Origin of the sequence: Bacillus sp. B25(2016b), assembly GCF_001679765.1 — a bacterium.
Classification (GTDB): domain Bacteria; phylum Bacillota; class Bacilli; order Bacillales; family Bacillaceae_G; genus Bacillus_A; species Bacillus_A thuringiensis_K.
Window position 1 is genome coordinate 4559469 of the sequence record NZ_CP016285.1, and the last position, 20486, is coordinate 4579954.

Sequence of the window (20486 nt, forward strand, 5' to 3'; positions counted from 1 at the left end):
AAAATTTTATGATTAGGGGATATTTCAACAGAAAAGGGGTAATCCATCATGAAACACCTCGTAATACTAGGTGGCGGCTACGGTGGAATGAGAATTCTGCAAAGGCTACTTCCAAGCAACCAACTTCCAGATGATGTACAAGTGACATTAATCGACAAAGTACCATACCATTGCTTCAAAACTGAATATTATGCATTAGTTGCGGGTACTATTTCAGAAACGCATATTCGTATACCGTTTCCTGAACACCCACGCCTCAATATTCAATACGGCACAGTAACAAATATTGACCTCGAAGAAAAAGCTGTTCATCTCGATGGCGGCGAAGCGATCCAATATGATGATTTAATTATCGGACTTGGCTGTGAAGATAAATATCATAACGTTCCTGGGGCTAGGGAATATACACATAGTCTACAATCAATTGAACAAACACGTAAGACATATGAACAATTAAATAGTCTAGAACCAAATGCAACAGTAGCTGTCGTTGGTGCTGGCTTAAGTGGTGTTGAAGTAGCAAGTGAACTTCGGGAAAGCCGTTCTGATTTAAAAATCTACTTATTTGATCGAAAAGATAGAATTTTATTCCCATATCCAGAGAAATTAAGTAGATACGTAGAAGAATGGTTTGTAAAGCATAAAGTTAACATTATACGAAACTCTAACATTACAAAAGTAGAACCAAATATTGTGTACAACCACGATGAACCACTTGAATGTGATGCAATCGTCTGGACAGCTGGTATTCAAGCAAATGAAGTTGTTCGAAACCTTCCAGTTGAACAAGATGGTAGCGGACGGGTTGTCTTAACTAAATATCATAATATTCCAAATAACGATCATGTTTACGTTGTAGGAGATTGCGCAGCACTTCCACATGCACCATCTGCCCAACTGGCTGAAGGTCAAGGAGAACAAATTGTCCAAATATTATTAAAACGTTGGAATAATGAACCACTCCCGGATGAACTACCTGTTATTAAATTAAAAGGTGTTCTAGGATCTCTTGGTAAGAAGCACGGCTTTGGTTTACTAGCAAACCAACCATTAATGGGACGTGTACCGAGATTATTAAAATCTGGTCTTCTTTGGATGTACAAATATCATAAAGGTTAATACTTTACAGGCTGTCTACTAAGTAGGCAGCCTCTTTTATGAGTTAACATATAATTATCAGACACATCTTTTTCAATATGTATAATGATTTATTTTTCATTTTCATATTAAAAACTATTGATAAAAAGTGTATGCTATTTGTAAGTTGTCTTATTATTTCCTTTAAGACCGAATTCATTCGGTCTTATTTTTTATGTGATAAATACTTTTGTAGGAGGCATTACATTCAACTTATGAACTTATCGAGACTAAACAATCGAATAGAAGCGAAAAAGAAAGAGTTAATCTATCTCGTTGAACAATACGGATTCACTCATGATAAAGTGATTTCTTTCAGCCAAGAATTAGATCGTTTACTTAACTTATTAATAAAACTCAAGATGAAGAAAAAACGTTGTTCGTTATAACCATTTCCCCCTCTTTTTTGATACGATATAACTAGAATCAGAAAGGAGCGATTTATGTTTATATTAAAAGACGTTATATATAAAGATATACTACACATTCCTTATTTACGGATTCAAAAAGAAAAGATTACTTGCATTATCGGTGAAAGCGGAAGCGGAAAAAGTACATTGCTTCGGATGTTAAACGATTTACAATCTCCAACATCCGGTACAATTGAATATAACGGAAAGTTAATTTCTAATTATCCGCCTATTCAATTACGTCGTGACGTAGTTATGCTTGGGCAAACTCCACCTATTTTTGATGGAACCGTTAAAGACAACCTATTAATGGGACTTCGTCTTTCTGAAAAACCATTTCCAAATGATGATGCCCTGCGGAGTGCACTAAAAACCATTAGTTTAGACAAGCAATTAGAAGATAGCGCTTCCTCATTATCCGGCGGTGAAAAACAAAGGCTTGCCTTTGCTCGTATTGTACTTATGGATCCACCTGTCTATTTATTAGATGAACCTACTTCAGCATTAGACAGTGATACAGAACGACGCGTAATGAAACAATTTACTGAACTAGCACGAAAAAAGAAAAAAACAGTTATCTTCATCACACACTCGCAACAACTTCCAGAAGAAATTGCAGACGACATTATTGAAATTAGTAAGGCAAACGGTGCAACTAGAAAGGAAGTGCTCTCTGTTGAAGGGCGTTATTGAACTCCAAATTTGGCAACTTGCGGCTGCCTATATTTTCATTCTTATTTTAATCGGGATTGTGAAATTAAAAGGGATACCTCGCGAAAAACAAATCGCGCTCGCAACATTCCGTATGACCATCCAACTCGTACTTGTTGCATATGTCCTTACATACGTATTTGAAAATAGTAATCCAATTTATACAATTGCTCTCATTACTTCTATTACTACCTTTGCAATTTTTAATATTTATAAACGAGTTAGCATCCCAATGTCTAAAGAATTAAAACGAGTAGCCGCCCTTTCCATGGTCGCCGGATCAATTGGGCCACTTCTACTATTTATCTTTGTTATTATCGGTCATGACCCTTGGTATGCCCCGCAATATATCGTCCCTATTACAGGAATGTTAGTTGGGAATGCCATGACTGGTGTTTCTCTTGGTGCAAATACGTTCTTAAACAATATGAAATCGCAAAGAGGTCAAATTGAAGGTGCACTTATGCTGGGCGCAACACCGAAAGAAGCTGCTGCTCCGCTCATACGCGACGCTTTTGACTCTGCCATTTTACCTACAATCAATTCTATGGTCGGAATGGGGATTATAAGCCTACCAGGCATGATGACAGGACAAATCTTATCTGGTGTATCACCGTTCACAGCTATTCAATATCAAATTGCCATCATACTCGGTATTTCTGGAAGTACTGCCTTTGCTGTCATTATCTTTTTACAGCTTGGATATAAAACGTTCTTTAATAAGCGATGTCAGTTGAAAGAGGTTGACTATAGTGCGCGGTAAATGATACTTCTTGCTCGGTAAATCATGCTCTGTTCATCGTAAATGAAATCATATCGACTTACCGAAAAAAAAATGACAATAAAAAAGAGGAGGCTACCCGCCTCCTCTTTTTTATTACGCCTTCTTAACGAATTGTGATTTTAACTTCATAGCTCCGAAACCGTCGATTTTGCAATCAATATCGTGATCGCCATCAACTAGACGGATACTCTTTACTTTCGTACCGATCTTCACAACTGAAGAAGTTCCTTTTACTTTTAAATCTTTAATAACAGTAACAGCATCGCCGTCTTGAAGAACGTTTCCGTTCGCATCTTTTACAACTTTTGCACCATCATTATTTTCAGCTTCTGCTTCTTGGCCCCACTCATGAGCACACTCAGGACATACGAAAAGAACGCCATCCTCATACGTATATTCTGAATTACATTTTGGACAATTTGGTAAAGTAGCCATAAATTCATTTCCTCCGTTCATTATTTATACGTAAAAATCAAAATTGATGTTTACATCTCGATAAATAAAATTTGTATAGCATTTCTTTATAGTGCCATAGTCTCACGTTATTGACAACCCTACCGTAAATTCTCATTTTTTATTGTATTTTACAAAATTTCAATTCGTATGGTGTTTCCAATAAAAAAAGAAGAACCTTCACAAGGTCCTTCTTTCCAAAATGAACGAGTTTCGCTCTAGAAACTCCAACTATTTTCTTCAATATAAAATTGATACTCTTCTAACTCTTCTTCACTTAACTTCTTATTATTTTCATATATCTCTTGCCACTCGAAATAATCTTCATCGAAATAAACAGCAAATTTAATTTTCACGTTTTTCTTCTCTGTATAATCATAACCAGTAAACTCTACTACGTCATAATCTTTTTCTTTCTTAACAAACTTCCAAGTTGGATTATCAGTCATAATCTCTAAAGTAACCCCTTCATCACTTGAACGAACAACGTTTTTAATATTCGGCTCAGTTGGTAAAAAGGACAGCCCGAACGCAGCTAAACCAAACACAATCCCGACTATAATCTGTAAACCAATCATACCAGCAATACTCACGCCGCCCTTTGATTGTAAGAAATACGCCTTCTCATGATCAGACGCATCTTCTCCCTTACGAAAAACACGAACAGCCTGCTTATAATATAAACGGTTTCCTTGCCATCCAGTAAATATCATCATTCCTAATTGAAGAGCTAAACTAAATGTTACATAAATCCCATCTGGAATATCTATAAAAGGGGGTATAACTATACTAGGTATAGCCAATAACGCAAATATAATAAATAACTTATACATTTTACGATAAGCTAACCAAAAAGTTGGGAAGAAAAAGGCTACCCAATTCCATGTATTCCCTTGTGCAGGATTTTCTACTTTACCCCACTTAAAATCATAATAAGCTGTATTTTTTTGAACAACTTTATGTAATTCTTGCTGAGAAATTGTTTCTTGTAAAACCGTGTCCTTCACGTACATCATCCTTTTCTTATTTCTATATACATTTATTGTATATGGACAAAATGAAGGAATCTAACAAAAAGTACACATATTTCATAAAAGTGAACGGAAATCGAATATATTCCGACAATTATCCGTTTCTTATTTCATTTTACTTTTAAATATATTAAAATACTTATGAATGATATGTTTAATACACTAAGTTAAACTTTATATATATTTAATACTAAAAATGTTTCACATGAAACTATCCATATTTCGTATTATTTTGCTATCATTTTCGATTTGCTGCAAACATCAGTCCTATATAAAAAACTAATAGAAGAAGCAATATAACTTCACATTGCATTTCTACTAGTCATTTATCCCATTTTTATATCCTCTCCTACAACTCCCAAGTAATATTCATTTCTTCAAATGAGTCCTTACATACTTCCAGTCCTCCGTCATCATCCGTTCCAATCATCGCTACTTCTTCTTTAGACAACATAATTTCCTCATTTGGATTTTTGATTTTTCTCTCATACACGAGTTGTAAAAGCTCTATTTGCTCTTCTGTCAGCTCATATTCTTCTTCTAATCTTTCCATTGCTGAGTGCAGATTAAGTAGCGGGATTTCTAATAAGGATCCGCCATGCTCTTCTATCTCTTCAAATGAATCAATTGAATATGCACCGCTCTCCTCAATCCAAAATGCTGCTGTAATGAAAGGCACTGTTTCGCCTTCTACTTCTTCTAATACGTATTGAAGAGCTTCTTCTTTCGCAATGTCTATTACTTCCGAAGGTGCCCCTTCAAAATAATTTGCCGCATCAATCCACTCATCAATTCTTTCACTATTCACATCTTGAAGACATACGATCGTATAATCCGGATGAAACGTAATTGTTCCTCTTCCGCCTTGACTATCTTGCATACTATAGTTACATCCATCCCATGAATTCTCATGTGAGAAATCAGGAGCATGTGCTGCAAAAATTGCATCTGCAATCGACTTTAAGATGCAACCTTTCCATAGTTGTTCTTTACTTATATGTAATTTATATTTACTCATCAACTTCCCCCATACACATATTTTTTCTATTATCTTTCCTCTACATAATACTTGTAAAGCCTTTTCTACCTAATACCAAATACGAAAGACGCCCTTTTCAAAAGGCATCTTTTTACAGTTGAAAATTTACTAATATAAAAAATGCGTTATTTAATAAATGAATCCCCCATGGGACGAGTAAATTATTTGTTTTCTTATACGTATAAGCTAAACATATACCGCCACCAAAAATATATAAAACGCTCCCTACTGTAAGGTGATGCCCTAAAGTAAATATAGAAGCACTTATAACGGCACTACTAAGTATAGAGAAGCGCTGAGATAATTTCGTGAAAAATATCCCACGAAATAAAAGTTCTTCCCAAATCGGTGCAAAAATCGTGAGTACAACTACGTATAAAATGATTTCATTTTTAGTAGGCTCTATTACTATATTAGGTTCATCCACACGAAGCCCATGTGGTAAAACTAAATTTAATATTGCAAGATATATAAGCAGTACGATCATCGTCATTACTATCGTTACATAATGTTTAAAATTATTGAACTGTATTGATTTTACTAACTGTACACAGTGATTTCTTGCTGGTGAATATATAAAAATAATAGTAAGAAATGTTAAAGGCGGAATAAGATGATCTACATACCATGGATATAAGGAAGAGTCATATATAATGTTTAAAAAACCAATTCCATACATTACTCCAAAATAATTATTATCATGCTAATTACTTCGCGCATACTCATTACTACATTCTTTTTTTCATATGTAGCTAATTCTGTATTCATCTTATCCCCTCCAGTATAATTAAACCTTTTAAACCATTATATACCATTTCCAACACAAAAACCGACGATACAATTTACTGTATCATCGGTTTTTTCCCTACCATTTCTCTTTACATGTTTCAATTAAATGCAGTAAGTACCTCTTCGTCATATCTGCCCTTCTCCACCTTGAGAGCATTCGCTTTTCTTTTGGATTGTGCCGTATTCGCTCTACTTCTTTTAATAAAAGCTCCCATTCTTCCGCTGAACGTTCTGACAAGTATTGCAATCCTCTATCTTTTGAAACGATTGTTTTATAATCTAGTGTATATAAAATACGTCCCATCGTAACGACAGCTGATTCTACCCACTCTTCTATAAAAAATAAATATGGCTTCTTCGCCTTTTCACTCCAGTACTGTTCTACGTTATATTTCATCGTATTTACTACATCACTCCATTGTATTTGCAGCGGAAGATCCTCTGCTTCTTTTCCGGTAACTGTAATGCCTTGATTTTTCAACGTCCACCATGTGACCGCATTAATGTCCCAATGACCAACATTAGCTTTACCATCTGCACAATACACATACTCGTTTATTTCATCATTGTATTTCCCTAAATCAACAAGCGGAATATACATACCATCCATTCTTTTCCCTAACACACCACCACTAAGTTTCTTATGAAGTTCTACCAGCTGCTGTTTTTCAGCTTCATTCACGGAATCATTTATCACTGTAACAAAATCAACATCGCTCGTTTCCTTATGAAATGCGCCTAGTGTGATGGACCCGTAAATATATACGCCGACTATTTTTTCATCTAAAAAAATTTCTTTTAATTCTACTGTGTACTGCTCCATTAACTGTCGTACTTCCGTTGGTAACGCATGCTTCACTCCATTTTTCACATCTATCCCTCCAATAAAAAAGAGCCTTTGCAAATTCGCAAAGGCTTCCTGCTTTATAAATATTTCTCGATTTCTTCGTAAACATCCTTCAAACGAGGATTTCCTTCTCCAACAATTTCTCCATTTACAAGAACGACCGGATAAAATAGATCTTCCTCCACTACACGCTCAGCGAATGCTCTCTTATCTTCATCTTCTTGTTCTTCTTGAAAATCAATATACTCGAAATTAAATTTATTTTCTTGTCCTTCATATTTACGACCAATCGCCGCTTGTAACCACTCAAACGTTTCTGTTGAAGATGGCATTCCAACGCAGCTCGCACAAATTACTTTCGTCCCATACACTTGCACATTAACCATTTCTTCTCCCCCACTTCTTGTTTCAACAGTATATTCAGATGTCTTATTACATAAGCACATCATTTTACAAACTTATTCCATACCCCTATACTGAAAAAACACGTTGTAAACATGATAAAAAATTTCAACATTAAAACAAGAACAGAAAAAATAGATTTTCCCCTCTATCTTGATTATAATAAAACTGATGAAAGGAGTCGATAAAAATGGAAAACCCACATATGCAAGAACAAGTACTAGAAGTATTAGATAAATTACGTCCATTCTTACTTCGCGATGGCGGAGACGTTGAATTAGTAGACATTGAAGAAGGTATCGTAAAATTACGCCTTATGGGTGCATGCGGAAGCTGCCCAAGTTCTACAATCACACTAAAAGCTGGTATCGAACGCGCATTACTTGAAGAAGTACCAGGCGTTATTGAAGTAGAACAAGTATTTTAATTAAAAGCAGAAGCGGCTCGTTCAGAACAGGAGGTCATTGGAGCTCCTGACGAAGAGGCGCTTTTGGCCTCGCAGGAAGGTGCGAAATGGCCGACTGTTTTAGCCGCTGGAGCTGGATAACTAAAAGCAGAAGCGGCTCGTTCAAAATGTGAGGAGGATGGAGCTTCTGACATAGAGGCGCTTTTGGCCTCGGCGGAAGAAGCGAAGCCACCGAACATTTTAGCCGCTGGAGCTGGATAACTAAAAGCGGAAGCGGCTCGTTCAGAATCGCCTTCTAAAAGGAGACCAAATTTGGTCTCCTTTTTTTATTCAAATTACATTTATCCGTTAACATCATAAAACAAAATTGGAAATCCTTCTCAAAAAATGCGATAATTAATAATATAGAATCGTTCACACATATATAGAAAAAAACATAGGGGGACGACACATGCCAAGAATGGGGAACACTTTTTTAACAATTCAAGAACTAGAAAAGAAAAAAGAGTATTTATTAGACCTTTCATCTGTTATACCAACATGGAATGCGAGCTACCAATTTTTATTTAAAGAAATCCAGCAAGAATTATTGGATAAAGTAAATGAAAAGCTCGAAAAGCATCAATTCGTTTTAAATATATGTACAGATCAGCAGGTAGGGGCATAATGTATTACATAAAATTGTGGTATATAAAAAAGAGACCTCACTCGGTCTCTTTTTTATATTTTTAAGATAACCAATCTAATTTTCTAATCCCAAGCTTATCTACTGGTAAACGAAGTGAGCCATAAAAGTGCTTCATAAATTGCTCTGAGCGGTTCACATCGTGTAAAATGGCTTCTAAGCGATCTCTATATATGCTTTTTTGTTCTTCGTTTCCAGTTTGGTAATATCGTTCGACCGTTTCAAAATAGTGAAGCGGGAACAGGAGCCTTGCAAATAATAAGCGCCAACCAAATGAGGACAGCGAGTAATTCCGTTCATAATCTGTAACAAATTGAACGATTGTTTGATCCCAGTCTTTCTTTTTTTCAATCATCATATAGCGAATCCATTCTGCTATATCTCGAGTTGGGTGATCATACACCCAATCAAAAGGGAGTTTGAGACGCTTCGTTTGATGCCATAATAAAGGTGTAAATCGTTCTTGGCAAATTGTTGCTGCATCAGTCAGTTGGGGCGTATCATCCATCTCTGTATCGACAACATATTGAATTGCATTTTCTGCAACTCCTAAGTAATACGGGAAGGATTCAATAAACAATTGATCGAATACGTCTGTAGGGTGGTTCATCACTTGTGATTGCCAAAACTTTTCTAATTGATCGAGCCTTTTTTCCCATAACGCTTTCCATTCACCAATGCGGCTTAATTGCTCGATCTCTTCTGGAAAAAAAGCACCTCGTTTATGGAATATAGAAAGCTCACTTCCTAATGATGTAGCATGTCGTTCTAATGCACGCATACCTTTTAATAAGCAGTAATTTTGTTCTTCTATCTCACTTACATAGTAGCCGTGTATAGTCGGAACGAAAGTCGCTACAGTTATATCCCCTTGCTGGTTCATATAGTCACTGAGCTTTTTCATCTCTACAAGTACTTCTTCCTCCATGTCTCCAATTGGAACAAGTACATAAATTTTGTTGCGAATCCAAAAGCTTTTATAGGGGCCAAGGGGGATTAATTCTTTAACATGCATGTGATAATGCTCATAAATATGATGAATCATCGCAGTCGCCACCTATGGTTTTTCTTTATATATATGAGCTTGTGCTCGCCTTTCATTCCTATGCACATGATAAAGCAACGAAACGTATACAAATACTAAAAAGAAAAAAAGGTGATAAACATGAAAGAATCAAATCAACTACAAGAAAGAGCATTACAACTATTACAAGAGCGCGGTGTAACAATTGACGATATTGCTGAGCTTGTTCATTTTCTTCAAAAAAAATATCATCCAAATTTAGAGATGTCAGAATGCCGTTACAATGTAGAACGTGTACTATCAAAACGTGAAGTACAAAACGCACTGATTACTGGTATCGAGCTTGATGTCCTTGCTGAAAAGGGAATGCTAAGTGAGCCGTTACAAGATATTGTAAAACGTGATGAAGGCTTATACGGAATTGATGAAGTTATCGCACTTTCTATCGTGAATGTGTATGGCTCTATCGGTTTCACGAACTTTGGATATATTGATAAATTAAAACCTGGTATTTTAGAATACTTAAATGATAAATCAACTGGAAAGGTGCATACATTCCTTGATGATATCGTCGGCGGAATCGCTGCCGCTGCGTCAAGCCGTTTAGCGCACCGAGCTGAGCACTCAGAATAATAATGTTTTCTAGGCCGTCAGTTTCATGCTGACGGCCTTTCGTATTCCATCAGCATAAATTCTCTTCCGCGACTCAAAAAAATAGTCCCTTGTCTAAATCCGATATTTTTATATAACGTAATTGCTCTTGTATTAAATGTCGCTACGCTTAATCGAAACATTTTTGCATTAAACTCTTTCGTGGCGAACGCTATTCCAGCTTGGAAGAATTCTTTCCCCATTCCTTTCCCAGTTAACGCCGGCTTCATGCCAAGTCCGATATCAATCAAATCTTCTCCACCATATAAATTAGCATCTCTTCCACCTGGTACTTGTGCATTTGCTCCAAAACAAAAATAACCGATGAACTCTCCTTGACCGTCACAACAGCCATAATACATTCCATCTAATAGCTCTTCCATTACTTCTTTCTCGCCTGAAAAACTATATAAATTATATGGTTCCTCGTACGCCCACGTATTTATCTCCATCGCTTCTTCTTTTGTTAACACATGTATATCCAATCTTCTCACTCCTTATCAAATATTCTATATATTTACTCATTCATTTTTCACATTAAATTTCCCTCTAATTGCAATATGCAGAATTACATACGCACAGCCATTAAACAAGTGGTACAATTTATTTGAATCGCTGTTGCTACACTTCTTGATTAGAGAAAAGGCGTTAACACGGAAATTAGCGTCTTATCAACCTCAAGCAATTGGCACATTTTGTCATCTTAAAAGACACTCCAACGAGTGTCTTTTTTTCTATATCCAACAAGGACTTACTCATTTCAAAGTATAAATACATAAAATAATGTAAATCATTACACGCATGAATCACTTTCTAAAAATTATAAAGTAGATTCAAAATAAAAAAGCACTCTTAACTAGAGTGCTTTTTACTTTCAAGCAAGGAGGCTACATATATGGATAGTACTCTCGTATTTAACTTCGGCATTGGTATTGTCATTATTTTATTTGTCTTTTTTGTACTTTGTATGAGCGGGGTATAAAAAGGCGATTTTCGGGCGTCTTTTTATACATACATATGTATTACTTGACTTCTACAAAAGCAGTAACCATAATAGTTACAGATATACAAATAACTATTCACATATCCACAAATAGGAGGAAGAACAATGAAACATGTAATCGTTTATGCACACCCAAATACAGAAAGCTTCAACCATGCGATTTTAGAAACGGTAAAAAGTAAATTAGAAGAAAAAGGCCATGAAGTACGCGTTCGCGATCTATATGAATTAAACTTCAATCCAGTATTAGGCGCTTCCGATTTCATCTCATTTTCTCAAGGAAACACACCAGCAGATATTAAAGAAGAGCAAGAGCATATCTCTTGGGCTGACAGCATTACATTTATTTATCCAGTTTGGTGGGCGGGACTTCCTGCTATTTTAAAAGGATACGTTGACCGTGTATTTAGCCACGGCTTCGCTTATGCTTACGGTGAAAATGGCATCGAGAAGTTATTAAGCGGTAAAAAAGGGTTATTATTATCTACAATGGGCAATACGAAAGAAGCATACACAGCAGGCGGCATGTTTGATGCAATGAAGAAAACAGCGGATGTTGGTATTTTTGAATTTACAGGCATTGAAACAATTGAGCATACATTCTATACAAGTGTTCCTTCTGTGGATAACAGTGTGCGTAAACAATATCTTGAAGAGGTTAAAGACGTTGTGAATCGTGCTTTTTAATAAAATTAAATCAGCGCAACTCAGATTATATCAGCGATTTTCTAAATATATCGGCGCAACTCAGATTATATCGGCGATTTTTAAAATATATCGACTTACCGACAAAAATCGACACTAGTCACAACTGAATGTTAGCCCACACCAATCGGGCTGCCTGCAAATAGCAGGAATAAAAAAAGCTGTTCCAAAGTTTGGAACAGCTTTCTTCACTACATCTTCTCAATCCACTCCGTCAAGTTATGCACAACTTGCGTTGGTTGTACTTCATATTCTGTTAACTTCTCCACAGTTGTGACTCCAGTGTGGACAAGAAGGGTATGCATACCAGCATTTATTCCTGCTAAAATGTCTGTATCATAGTTATCCCCAACCATTAATGCTTCATTTTTTTCTATGCCAAGCACTTTTAAAGCTTGTTCCATAATGATTGATTCTGGTTTTCCGATAAAGATTGGATCCACACCTGTTGACACTGCTACAACTGATGTTAATGAGCCGTTACCTGGTAACAATCCGCGCTCAGTCGGAATGGCAATGTCTCCATTTGTAGAAATAAACGTTGCGCCGTTACGCACAGCAAGACAAGCTTTTGCTAATTTTTCATATGTGATGTCACGATCTAAACCAACAACAACGAAATCAGGATTTTCATCCACAAGTTCAAATCCTTTTTCCACAAGTGCATCGTGTAAGCCTTCTTCACCAATCATATATACAGTTGCGTCTTGTTTACGTTCATAAATGAAGTTCGCAGTCGCCATACTCGTTGTGAATACTTGCTCTGCTTTCGCTGGAATATCGAAACGAACAAGTTTTTCTGCTACCTGTTCTGGTTTACGAGTTGAGTTATTCGTAACGAATAAATATGGAATGCCGCGCTCTCCTAATGCTTTTACGAAGTCGCTTGCTTCTTCAATTTGTTCTTCTCCGCGATACATCGTACCGTCTAAGTCAATTAAGTACCCTTTATACATCGATTATGTCTCTCCTTCTATGCTAACGTTCTCACCTTATCATACCATTCTTATATTACCCGCTTTTTACAAAGAAAAAAACGCTTTACCTTAAAGCGCCCCATAACGTTCATTTTTTCTCTTTTACTTGGTAAGAACAACTACAATCCCCCTCGCACATGTTTGCTAACGTCTTTACATCTGCCCCTGCAAATAAACGCTTATACATCTCTTTTTCATCTTCACATACTTGCGGAAATCTCTCTGCAATTTCCTTTAACGGACAGTTTTGTTTTTCAATTACGAAAGAGTTCTCTCCGTCTCTCTTAATTTGAACCATATAACCATTTTTCTCTTGCATCGCTGCTATCTCTTGCACTTTATATGCTAAATTCTTTTGATCACTCACTCGCTTTTGTAACTGTTCTTCCATTCGCTTCGTTCTCTCTTTTAAAACATAACGAAGTATTTTTTCATCGCCCATTCGAGCTAAATCTTCTAGCATATCAATCGCAAATTGCTTATACTCTTTCGGGAATGTATCTTCTCCCTTTTCACTTAATCCATACAAATAAGTTGGTCTTCCGACATGTTGCCTTACCATCTTAGAATAAATGAGTCCGTCTTTCTCAAGATTACTTAAATGTCTTCGGATTGCCATTTCTGTAATCTCTAAAACGTCAGCTAGTTCCGCTACCGTGTGCTCTCCCTTTACTTTCAACAATTGTACAATCTCGTCTTTCGTAGTACGTGCTTCCCCCATACTTCACCCTTCTCCCTTTTCTTTCTCACATACAATATAAGATCCCCAAAAGGCATTCTCTGGGGATCTTATAAGCATAATTATTCTGGTACAAATGCAGATACAGGTCCTAATTCCTTTTCTAAATAACTGCGAATATTTGCTGGGTATTTTTCTACCACTGCAATATGTTTTTGAATCGTCTTATATAATTCATCATGATTCATTTGAATATAATCTTGCATAAGCATTTTTCGAAGAAGGATAATTTCTTTCATCCCTTGTCCATCTTCTTCACTTATCACTCGCTCATCCATTAAAATATCAATAATATCTTCATAACTTCCTGGATCGCGCATAATAAATCCATCAATCATCGCATTTCCTACATCTAATACAGTATCAATAATAAGATGGGCTATGCGCTCTAATGCATAAAATTCAAACTCGGTTTCATATATCTTTTTCTCTTGAAATGTACTTGTTGCTCGTTCTAAACATACTAGCATTTGTTCTATTTTCTTTCTGTCTACAAAATACATGAATGTCACCTACCTGGAAATTAAAGCATTTACATTTTAATTGTAACGCTTTCTTCTGAAAAAATCGACAATTTTTCGAATTCACCTTTTCTCTGTTATTTGTTATAGTTATATTTGTATGATTTTTGAAATTGGAGGAATGAAATCTTGGAACGTGAACTCGCACTAGAAATTGTCCGTGTAACAGAAGCAGCAGCATTAGCATCCGCACAGTGGATGGGCCGCGGAAAGAAGAACGAAGCAGATGATGCAGCAACTACAGCAATGCGTGATATGTTTGATTCAGTAAACATGGCAGGTACAGTTGTAATTGGTGAAGGAGAACTTGATGAAGCACCGATGCTGTATATTGGTGAAGAACTAGGAACAGGTAACGGTCCAGAAGTAGACATCGCCGTTGACCCACTAGAAGGTACAAACATCGTTGCAAAAGGTCTTGCAAATGCAATGGCAGTTATCGCAATCGCAGATAAAGGAAACCTTCTTCATGCTCCTGATATGTACATGGAAAAAATCGCGGTTGGTCCAAAAGCAGCTGGTAAAATTAGCTTAGATGATCCAATTGAAAAAACAATTGAAATTGTAGCAGAAGCTAACAATAAAAAGATTCGCGATCTAACAGTTATCGTTCAAGAACGTGAACGTCATCAAGATATTATCGATCGTGTTCGTGCTAAAGGTGCACGTGTAAAATTATTTGGTGACGGTGATGTTGGTGCGTCAATCGCAACAGCACTACCTGGAACAGGTATTGACTTATTCGTAGGTATTGGCGGAGCTCCAGAAGGCGTTATTTCTGCAGCAGCATTAAAATGTCTTGAAGGTGAAATGCAAGCTCGCTTAGTTCCAATGAACGAAGAAGAAGAAGCTCGTTGTCGTGAAATGGGATTAGAAGATCCTCGTCAACTTCTTATGTTAGATGACTTAGTATCTGGGGATGATGCAATCTTCTCAGCAACTGGTGTATCTGCTGGTGAGTTATTAGACGGTGTTAAATTCCTTGGCGGAGATTTAGCTGAAACATACTCTATCGTAATGCGTTACAAAACAAGAACAGTACGATTCATTAAAACGCATCACCATTTAGATCATAAACCACACTTAAACTTAGATATTTAATAAAGGAGCCATGTGTATGGAAGAACGTTTCTTTCTGTACGACGATACTGTCGCTACAAAAACTCGTTTCGTTAGCTTTATGGGAGAAAATGAGCGTCATGATTTAGCGCTTTTATACTCCGATCGTCATTACGGTAAAACAATTGTACTTGATATGCAAAGTAATAAATTTGCAATTATCGGTGCTGACGATTTAAACGAACCAGGCTACTTAGAGCACGCATTTTCTATGACTGAAGAAATTGCAGAAGAATTACGCTCATTTTTATTTGAACTTATATAATTTATCGTATGCACCAGCTATTTTAGCTGGTGTTTTTTCGCCTTTATTATTTTGAATTTTCAGTATTATATGTTATAATGAAGAATAAATCTATTTGGATAGAAAGGACGTTATCTACGTATGCCAACATTTACTTTGTAATGGACCAGCAATTGGATAGCATTACTCTCAAAAAAGCACCACGCTTTTTCAAGGGAGTAGTCTGCCCATTCCCATTACAAAGGAACGTATTGCATCTGTAGTATGATGTTTACGGAGGTTCCTCTTTGGGGAACCTCCTTTTATTTTTGTCTTTTTCTCATGTCTTCATACTACAAGACATCCAAATAGCTGTATTACGTTTCTTTGCCACTACTATAAGAGGTGAAGGAAAATGCAGAAAGTACAACTTTCTTGGAGTTTATATGAAAATCAGCAACACACAATCGAAAAATATTGTAAAAATTGCGGACGTACTACCCTATTTACTGATACGAATATTCGTAGGCATAACGCCAATGGAAAAAACATATACCGCTTTGCTATTTATAAATGTCCGAAAGATCATACGTGGAATCAAAAACTGCGTATTTATAAATCATTTACTGATCACGTTGAAACGATCGATATGACCCAGCAAGATCAAGCCGAAACAACAACTACTATTTCCATTATGCAACATAAAGAAAACGGCATAGCCGAAATCACGCTTGTATTAGACCTCATTTTCGGTTCCCACCGCATCGATAAAGCCTTATCCACATATATTTCTGACTGGAGCCGTACACTCATTGTGGATAAAATTAAAAATGGGGATATTCAATTGAACGGACAACAAATGAAGCCAAATACAATACTTTCTGAAGGCGATTATATCTCGATTTGTTTGTAAGCGAGCATATGCAAAAAATCCTCTTACAATTGTAAGAGGATTTTTTTATTTCTTCACTTTTCGTAATACGAAGTGTGCACAACCGAAGTTACAGTACTCGTATAAATACTCTGATAACGTACTAATTTTCGTATCATATGTCGAACGTTGATTACTATCATCAAAGAAACCGCGCAATCTAAGTTGCTCATAACCCCAGTCTCCAACGATGTAATCATATTTATTTAAAATTTCTGCATAACGCTCTTTAAATGCTTCTTCACTAAAACCATCACGAAAGTTTTTAATTACTTCGTACTGAACATTATTAATGCTCACCGTAGCATGCATCTCTTGCTCTTGCTTTTGCTCCATCATTAACTTCCTCTCTAAGCATTCTTCTTTTTATCGTATCACAAAGCATACCAACCAACAATTTCAAATACAAAAAATTGAAAATTAGTGCATGCTATGGAGAAGGAGGTGATACATCGTGAAAAAACAAATTATGCTCTCTCTCCTCACTCTTTCCTTATTTGCAGGCTGCCAGCCAGCAAATAAAGCCGAAATGGAACGTGAAGAAGGAAGCCGTGTTCTTGTTTCCAATAAAAATGACATGTATCATACGGAAAATACAAATACAAGACTCACAAGAGTCGGTTATTCTTCTAAACAAAAGCATGAAGTATCTAACAAACAAGTAGGGGCCATTAATCGCGAGAAAGTCGCTGAAATGATTACAAGCATGACCGTCAAACTTCCTGACGTTACAAACGCTGCTACACTCGTTACCGATGATGAAGTATTTGTTGTATATCGTGCAAACACAACGGATCCAAAACTTGTAGCGGATCAAGTATATAGAGCTGCTTTGTCCATCGTCCCTCGCTATTATAAAGCATATGTATCAACAGACCAAAAGTTGATTTCCCAAATTCAAGGCCTTCAATCTGGCGCATTAAATGATACAGAATATACGCAAAGCCTCGATATGCTAAAACGTGAAATGAGTAAAAATCCTCATTTGAACAATACGGGAGATCAGACCTTGAATGATATGATTAAAAAGTAAAACAGGTGGAGAAAATCTCCACCTGTTTTACTTTTTATTTTTTATTACGATCCGCATAAACTTCCATTGCATCACACATAAACTGCGCTAAACCTTCGCCAAACTTATCGATATTTTTCGTAAAGCGCTCATCAGCGACGTACATTTGGCCGAGTCCTTTAAAAGCATCTAATGAATAGTGACTAAAGTTTTGCAAGTAATCGTACCATACTTTGATAGCTTCTTGCGCCTCTTTGGAATCAGGTGCACCGTGTCTAAGTGCCGCTAAATTTCTGTAAATAGCATTAAACTCTTCTTGCTTCTCTTTTGACATACCTTTCGCATATTCATTCGCTTTATCTACAGCTGCGTCTCCCCATCTTTCACGTGCTTCTTCTTCATATGGGTTATGGCTGAAATCGAATCCTTCAAATTTCTCTTTATTCGTCATTTCAATCTCTCCTTTTGTATGCTGAATTGTTTTATCAATCGTCGCAATCACCTTATCTAATCTGGCACGCTTCTCAAGAAGCATTTTCTTATGAAGCTGTAGTGCCTCTTCGTGATCAAATGATGGACTCATGATAATTTCTTTAATTTTCTTCAAAGGGAAGCCTAGTTCTTTAAAAAACAAAATTTGCTGCAACGTCTCTAAATTTTCATTGGAATACAGACGATATCCAGACTCTGTCGTCTCGTCTGGGGTTAACAACCCAATTTCATCGTAATGATGCAGTGTGCGCACACTAATTCCAACTAAATCAGCTACTTCTTTTACTCTCATTGTCATTTGTATCCCCCCTTAGTACATACGATAAAGTATGACGCAACGTTAGAGTCAATAAGTAAATTCATTTTCTTTCTAAAAGTTTCATCTCTCCCCTATTTCATGCATAATAGATATGTACATATATTAGAAAGCGGTGAAAGTATGGTTTCAAATACTGTAATTGCCAGCATCATCTTTCAACTCATTGTCTCGATTCTGGTCCCAATTATCGTACTCGTTTATTTCCGTAAAAAATATCATATTAATTGGAAAGTGGTCGGCATTGGTGTTCTTATCTTTATCGGATTTACCCAAATTCTTGAAACACCATTCCACCTATTTATGCGCGGTAATCCAACAATCGCTCCATTTTTAGAAAATCCGTTTGTCTTCGCAATTTATGGCGGATTGACTGCTGGTATTTTTGAAGAATTAGGACGCTTCGTTGCCTTCTTCTTCTTACTAAAAAAATATCTAGAATATAAAGATGGCTTCGCTTATGGAATAGGTCACGGCGGAATTGAATCTATTTTAATTGGCGGTTTTTCTGCATTACAAGCATTAATCTTTGCTAATTCTATTAACGATGGTAGCTTCGCTCGACTGATTGAACAAAAACCCGAGCTCAGCATTTTACAGGACATGTTAATTCAGCAACCTGCCTACTTATACTTCCTTGGTAGCTTAGAAAGAATTATGGCACTCGTGCTTCAAATCGCCTTTACAATGCTTGTTTTATACGCAGTAAAACAGAAGAAATATATCTTCCTAGTATACGCTATACTATTCCACGCATTTGTAGACTTTTTCGCGGCACTTTACCAAACAAAAACAATCAATCTCTTCGTTGCCGAAGGAATTACACTTCTCTGTACAATTGGCGCTGTCGTTCTTATTCGCAAGATGAAAGCGAAATTAATGAGTGTGCCGGAGTAAAAAATAAACCACCAAAATTGGTGGTTTATTTTTTATATGAATTACCACACTGATAATAACTTTTGCCCTCTTGCAGCTCCCTCTTTGTTTCTGCATCTATAACGATATATTCATGAAACTCTTCTACCTCATTTTGAGAAAAGGAAGCGAAAAAATAAACTTGGCGATCAGGATGAACAAAAAAATCTTGAAGCATCACACTACTCCGACGACCCATGGCTGTTTTTTGTAGGAAAGAAAATTCTTCATCAGCCACTTCTTTAAATAAGATTTTTTTTCGAACACTATATGCTGCATTATTGTATTCTTTATAGATTTTCTTGTCTAACTGTTTATAAAAAACATCCTCACTCACAAATGACTTATTTCGATTGCTTGATAATTTACTTTTTGATTCGACTCTGCATAAGTTGTGGACAAGTGTATAAAAAAACAAAGACTAAATACAATACATATCATTTTATTCATGATTGCACCTCAAATGTTCATTATCCACATTAATTTTCCACATATTTAAATCAATATGCCGTTTCCAAGAAAAAGGAATTATTTCCACATTTGTCGAAGTATATAGCGTCAACTTGAAAGATGGGGATGAATTATGAAGAAAATTATTGTAATACGACATTGTTCAGCAACTGGGCAAAAACGTGATGATGAATTAACGACCGATGGAAAAGACCAAGCAAATACTCTTGCTACATTCCTCTTAGAAAATCATCTACAAATCGATCATATTATTTCAAGCCCATTTGTCCGAGCTATCGATTCCATTCGGCCCTATGCGCTCCAAGCTAACTTATCTATCCAAGAAGATGAACGATTAACTGAACGCATATTGAGCAACGTTCCAATGGATGATTGGATGCAAAAACTAGAATCCACTTTTACGAACATAGATATTGCCTTTTCAGGCGGAGAGTCAACAAAACAAGCAACAGACCGTGCCATTTCGCTTATTCAAGACGTTTTACAATTAAACCATACGACAACACTACTTGTTACACATGGCAATTTACTTACGCTCATTTTAAAGCATTTTGATCATACGATTGGCTTTAATGAATGGAGAACTTTAACCAATCCTGATATTTACGAAATTACAATCGACGAACAATGTATCATAAAACGCTTATGGGAAGCATCGTCCAAGTAATATCCCTTTCCAAAACATTCAGTTGA

26 protein-coding genes and 2 pseudogenes are annotated in these 20486 nt (G+C 36.3%); 14 read left to right on the forward strand and 14 right to left on the reverse strand.

Features of this window, described 5'->3' with window-relative positions; translation table 11 throughout:
* Positions 1-48 precede the first annotated feature (48 nt).
* The 4 genes from BAQ53_RS23425 (at position 49) to BAQ53_RS23440 (ending at position 3021) form a co-directional block, all read left to right on the forward strand.
* Complete coding sequence (locus BAQ53_RS23425) at positions 49-1119, forward strand: NAD(P)/FAD-dependent oxidoreductase (protein ID WP_000682077.1); 1071 nt, start codon at positions 49-51, stop codon at positions 1117-1119.
* A gap of 233 nt (positions 1120-1352) precedes the next feature.
* Positions 1353-1526, forward strand: a complete 174-nt coding sequence (locus BAQ53_RS23430) for an aspartyl-phosphate phosphatase Spo0E family protein (RefSeq protein WP_208906292.1) — start codon at positions 1353-1355, stop codon at positions 1524-1526.
* A gap of 54 nt (positions 1527-1580) precedes the next feature.
* On the forward strand, positions 1581-2240 hold the full coding sequence (locus BAQ53_RS23435; RefSeq protein ID WP_000470269.1) for an ABC transporter ATP-binding protein: 660 nt from the start codon (positions 1581-1583) through the stop codon (positions 2238-2240).
* On the forward strand, positions 2224-3021 hold the full coding sequence (locus BAQ53_RS23440; RefSeq protein WP_208906293.1) for an ABC transporter permease: 798 nt from the start codon (positions 2224-2226) through the stop codon (positions 3019-3021). Before BAQ53_RS23435 ends, BAQ53_RS23440 begins: the two co-directional genes overlap by 17 nt.
* Positions 3022-3135: 114 nt before the next feature.
* Here the strand turns inward: BAQ53_RS23440 and phnA are convergent, their stop codons facing one another.
* The 6 genes and pseudogenes from phnA to BAQ53_RS23470 form a co-directional block, all read right to left on the reverse strand.
* Positions 3136-3477: an alkylphosphonate utilization operon protein PhnA gene (gene phnA, locus BAQ53_RS23445; protein WP_000212737.1), complete on the reverse strand. Its 342-nt coding sequence runs from the start codon at positions 3475-3477 to the stop codon at positions 3136-3138.
* Between the two features lie 236 nt (positions 3478-3713).
* On the reverse strand, positions 3714-4511 hold the full coding sequence (locus tag BAQ53_RS23450) for a DUF2628 domain-containing protein (protein ID WP_151521598.1): 798 nt from the start codon (positions 4509-4511) through the stop codon (positions 3714-3716).
* A 364-nt stretch (positions 4512-4875) separates the two neighbouring features.
* Positions 4876-5544 carry a hypothetical protein gene (locus BAQ53_RS23455; protein ID WP_151521599.1) on the reverse strand — a complete coding sequence of 223 codons (669 nt, stop codon included), beginning with the start codon at positions 5542-5544 and terminating at the stop codon, positions 4876-4878.
* A 112-nt stretch (positions 5545-5656) separates the two neighbouring features.
* A pseudogene (locus BAQ53_RS23460) lies at positions 5657-6333 on the reverse strand (CPBP family intramembrane glutamic endopeptidase).
* Between the two features lie 97 nt (positions 6334-6430).
* Positions 6431-7225, reverse strand: coding sequence for a nucleotidyltransferase domain-containing protein (locus BAQ53_RS23465; RefSeq protein ID WP_046945271.1), 795 nt, complete (start codon positions 7223-7225; stop codon positions 6431-6433).
* Between the two features lie 53 nt (positions 7226-7278).
* Positions 7279-7587, reverse strand: coding sequence for a YuzD family protein (locus tag BAQ53_RS23470; protein WP_000248593.1), 309 nt, complete (start codon positions 7585-7587; stop codon positions 7279-7281).
* Positions 7588-7793: 206 nt separating this feature from the next.
* Here BAQ53_RS23470 and BAQ53_RS23475 point away from each other — a divergent pair, with 206 nt between their 5' ends.
* Positions 7794-8030 (forward strand): NifU family protein, encoded by a 237-nt coding sequence (locus BAQ53_RS23475; RefSeq protein WP_000431159.1) that lies wholly within the window; start codon positions 7794-7796, stop codon positions 8028-8030.
* A 430-nt stretch (positions 8031-8460) separates the two neighbouring features.
* Positions 8461-8676 (forward strand): hypothetical protein, encoded by a 216-nt coding sequence (locus BAQ53_RS23480; protein ID WP_001137786.1) that lies wholly within the window; start codon positions 8461-8463, stop codon positions 8674-8676.
* A gap of 61 nt (positions 8677-8737) precedes the next feature.
* Here BAQ53_RS23480 and yutH read toward each other — a convergent pair whose 3' ends face one another.
* Positions 8738-9739, reverse strand: coding sequence for a spore coat putative kinase YutH (gene yutH / locus BAQ53_RS23485; protein ID WP_000581259.1), 1002 nt, complete (start codon positions 9737-9739; stop codon positions 8738-8740).
* A gap of 120 nt (positions 9740-9859) precedes the next feature.
* On the opposite strand from yutH, the gene BAQ53_RS23490 reads away from it, so the two are divergent.
* The gene (locus BAQ53_RS23490; protein ID WP_000665103.1) at positions 9860-10351 is read left to right on the forward strand and encodes a phosphatidylglycerophosphatase A family protein; all 492 of its coding nucleotides are present in this window, start codon (positions 9860-9862) and stop codon (positions 10349-10351) included.
* A 23-nt stretch (positions 10352-10374) separates the two neighbouring features.
* Here the strand turns inward: BAQ53_RS23490 and BAQ53_RS23495 are convergent, their stop codons facing one another.
* Positions 10375-10854, reverse strand: a complete 480-nt coding sequence (locus BAQ53_RS23495) for a GNAT family N-acetyltransferase (RefSeq protein ID WP_208906294.1) — start codon at positions 10852-10854, stop codon at positions 10375-10377.
* A gap of 623 nt (positions 10855-11477) precedes the next feature.
* Here BAQ53_RS23495 and BAQ53_RS23500 point away from each other — a divergent pair.
* On the forward strand, positions 11478-12059 hold the full coding sequence (locus tag BAQ53_RS23500; protein ID WP_000683454.1) for an NAD(P)H-dependent oxidoreductase: 582 nt from the start codon (positions 11478-11480) through the stop codon (positions 12057-12059).
* A gap of 209 nt (positions 12060-12268) precedes the next feature.
* Here BAQ53_RS23500 and BAQ53_RS23505 read toward each other — a convergent pair whose 3' ends face one another.
* The 3 genes from BAQ53_RS23505 to BAQ53_RS23515 form a co-directional block, all read right to left on the reverse strand.
* Positions 12269-13033 (reverse strand): TIGR01457 family HAD-type hydrolase, encoded by a 765-nt coding sequence (locus tag BAQ53_RS23505; RefSeq protein WP_000276467.1) that lies wholly within the window; start codon positions 13031-13033, stop codon positions 12269-12271.
* Between the two features lie 109 nt (positions 13034-13142).
* A complete protein-coding gene (locus tag BAQ53_RS23510; RefSeq protein ID WP_000503343.1) occupies positions 13143-13775 on the reverse strand; it encodes a helix-turn-helix transcriptional regulator in 633 nt (210 codons plus the stop codon).
* An 80-nt stretch (positions 13776-13855) separates the two neighbouring features.
* The gene (locus BAQ53_RS23515) at positions 13856-14296 is read right to left on the reverse strand and encodes a DUF86 domain-containing protein (RefSeq protein WP_000274009.1); all 441 of its coding nucleotides are present in this window, start codon (positions 14294-14296) and stop codon (positions 13856-13858) included.
* A 147-nt stretch (positions 14297-14443) separates the two neighbouring features.
* Here BAQ53_RS23515 and glpX point away from each other — a divergent pair, with 147 nt between their 5' ends.
* The 3 genes from glpX (at position 14444) to BAQ53_RS23530 (ending at position 16569) form a co-directional block, all read left to right on the forward strand.
* On the forward strand, positions 14444-15415 hold the full coding sequence (glpX, locus tag BAQ53_RS23520; RefSeq protein ID WP_000439090.1) for a class II fructose-bisphosphatase: 972 nt from the start codon (positions 14444-14446) through the stop codon (positions 15413-15415).
* Between the two features lie 16 nt (positions 15416-15431).
* Entirely contained in the window at positions 15432-15698 is a 267-nt protein-coding gene (locus BAQ53_RS23525) for a DUF3055 domain-containing protein (RefSeq protein WP_000392611.1), read from the forward strand.
* A gap of 373 nt (positions 15699-16071) precedes the next feature.
* A complete protein-coding gene (locus tag BAQ53_RS23530) occupies positions 16072-16569 on the forward strand; it encodes a hypothetical protein (RefSeq protein ID WP_001174583.1) in 498 nt (165 codons plus the stop codon).
* Positions 16570-16614: 45 nt separating this feature from the next.
* Here BAQ53_RS23530 and BAQ53_RS23535 read toward each other — a convergent pair whose 3' ends face one another.
* Positions 16615-16926: a YutD family protein gene (locus BAQ53_RS23535; protein WP_002003766.1), complete on the reverse strand. Its 312-nt coding sequence runs from the start codon at positions 16924-16926 to the stop codon at positions 16615-16617.
* A gap of 115 nt (positions 16927-17041) precedes the next feature.
* Here BAQ53_RS23535 and BAQ53_RS23540 point away from each other — a divergent pair, with 115 nt between their 5' ends.
* A complete protein-coding gene (locus BAQ53_RS23540) occupies positions 17042-17620 on the forward strand; it encodes a YhcN/YlaJ family sporulation lipoprotein (protein ID WP_000744207.1) in 579 nt (192 codons plus the stop codon).
* A gap of 34 nt (positions 17621-17654) precedes the next feature.
* Here BAQ53_RS23540 and BAQ53_RS23545 read toward each other — a convergent pair whose 3' ends face one another.
* Complete coding sequence (locus BAQ53_RS23545) at positions 17655-18389, reverse strand: MerR family transcriptional regulator (RefSeq protein ID WP_208906295.1); 735 nt, start codon at positions 18387-18389, stop codon at positions 17655-17657.
* Positions 18390-18488: 99 nt separating this feature from the next.
* Here BAQ53_RS23545 and BAQ53_RS23550 point away from each other — a divergent pair, with 99 nt between their 5' ends.
* Entirely contained in the window at positions 18489-19304 is an 816-nt protein-coding gene (locus tag BAQ53_RS23550) for a YhfC family intramembrane metalloprotease (protein WP_002164224.1), read from the forward strand.
* A 25-nt stretch (positions 19305-19329) separates the two neighbouring features.
* Here the strand turns inward: BAQ53_RS23550 and BAQ53_RS23555 are convergent.
* Positions 19330-19772: pseudogene (locus BAQ53_RS23555) on the reverse strand (hypothetical protein).
* 133 nt (positions 19773-19905) lie between these two features.
* Here BAQ53_RS23555 and BAQ53_RS23560 point away from each other — a divergent pair.
* Entirely contained in the window at positions 19906-20460 is a 555-nt protein-coding gene (locus tag BAQ53_RS23560) for a histidine phosphatase family protein (RefSeq protein ID WP_000721052.1), read from the forward strand.
* The last annotated feature ends 26 nt before the right edge of the window (positions 20461-20486 follow it).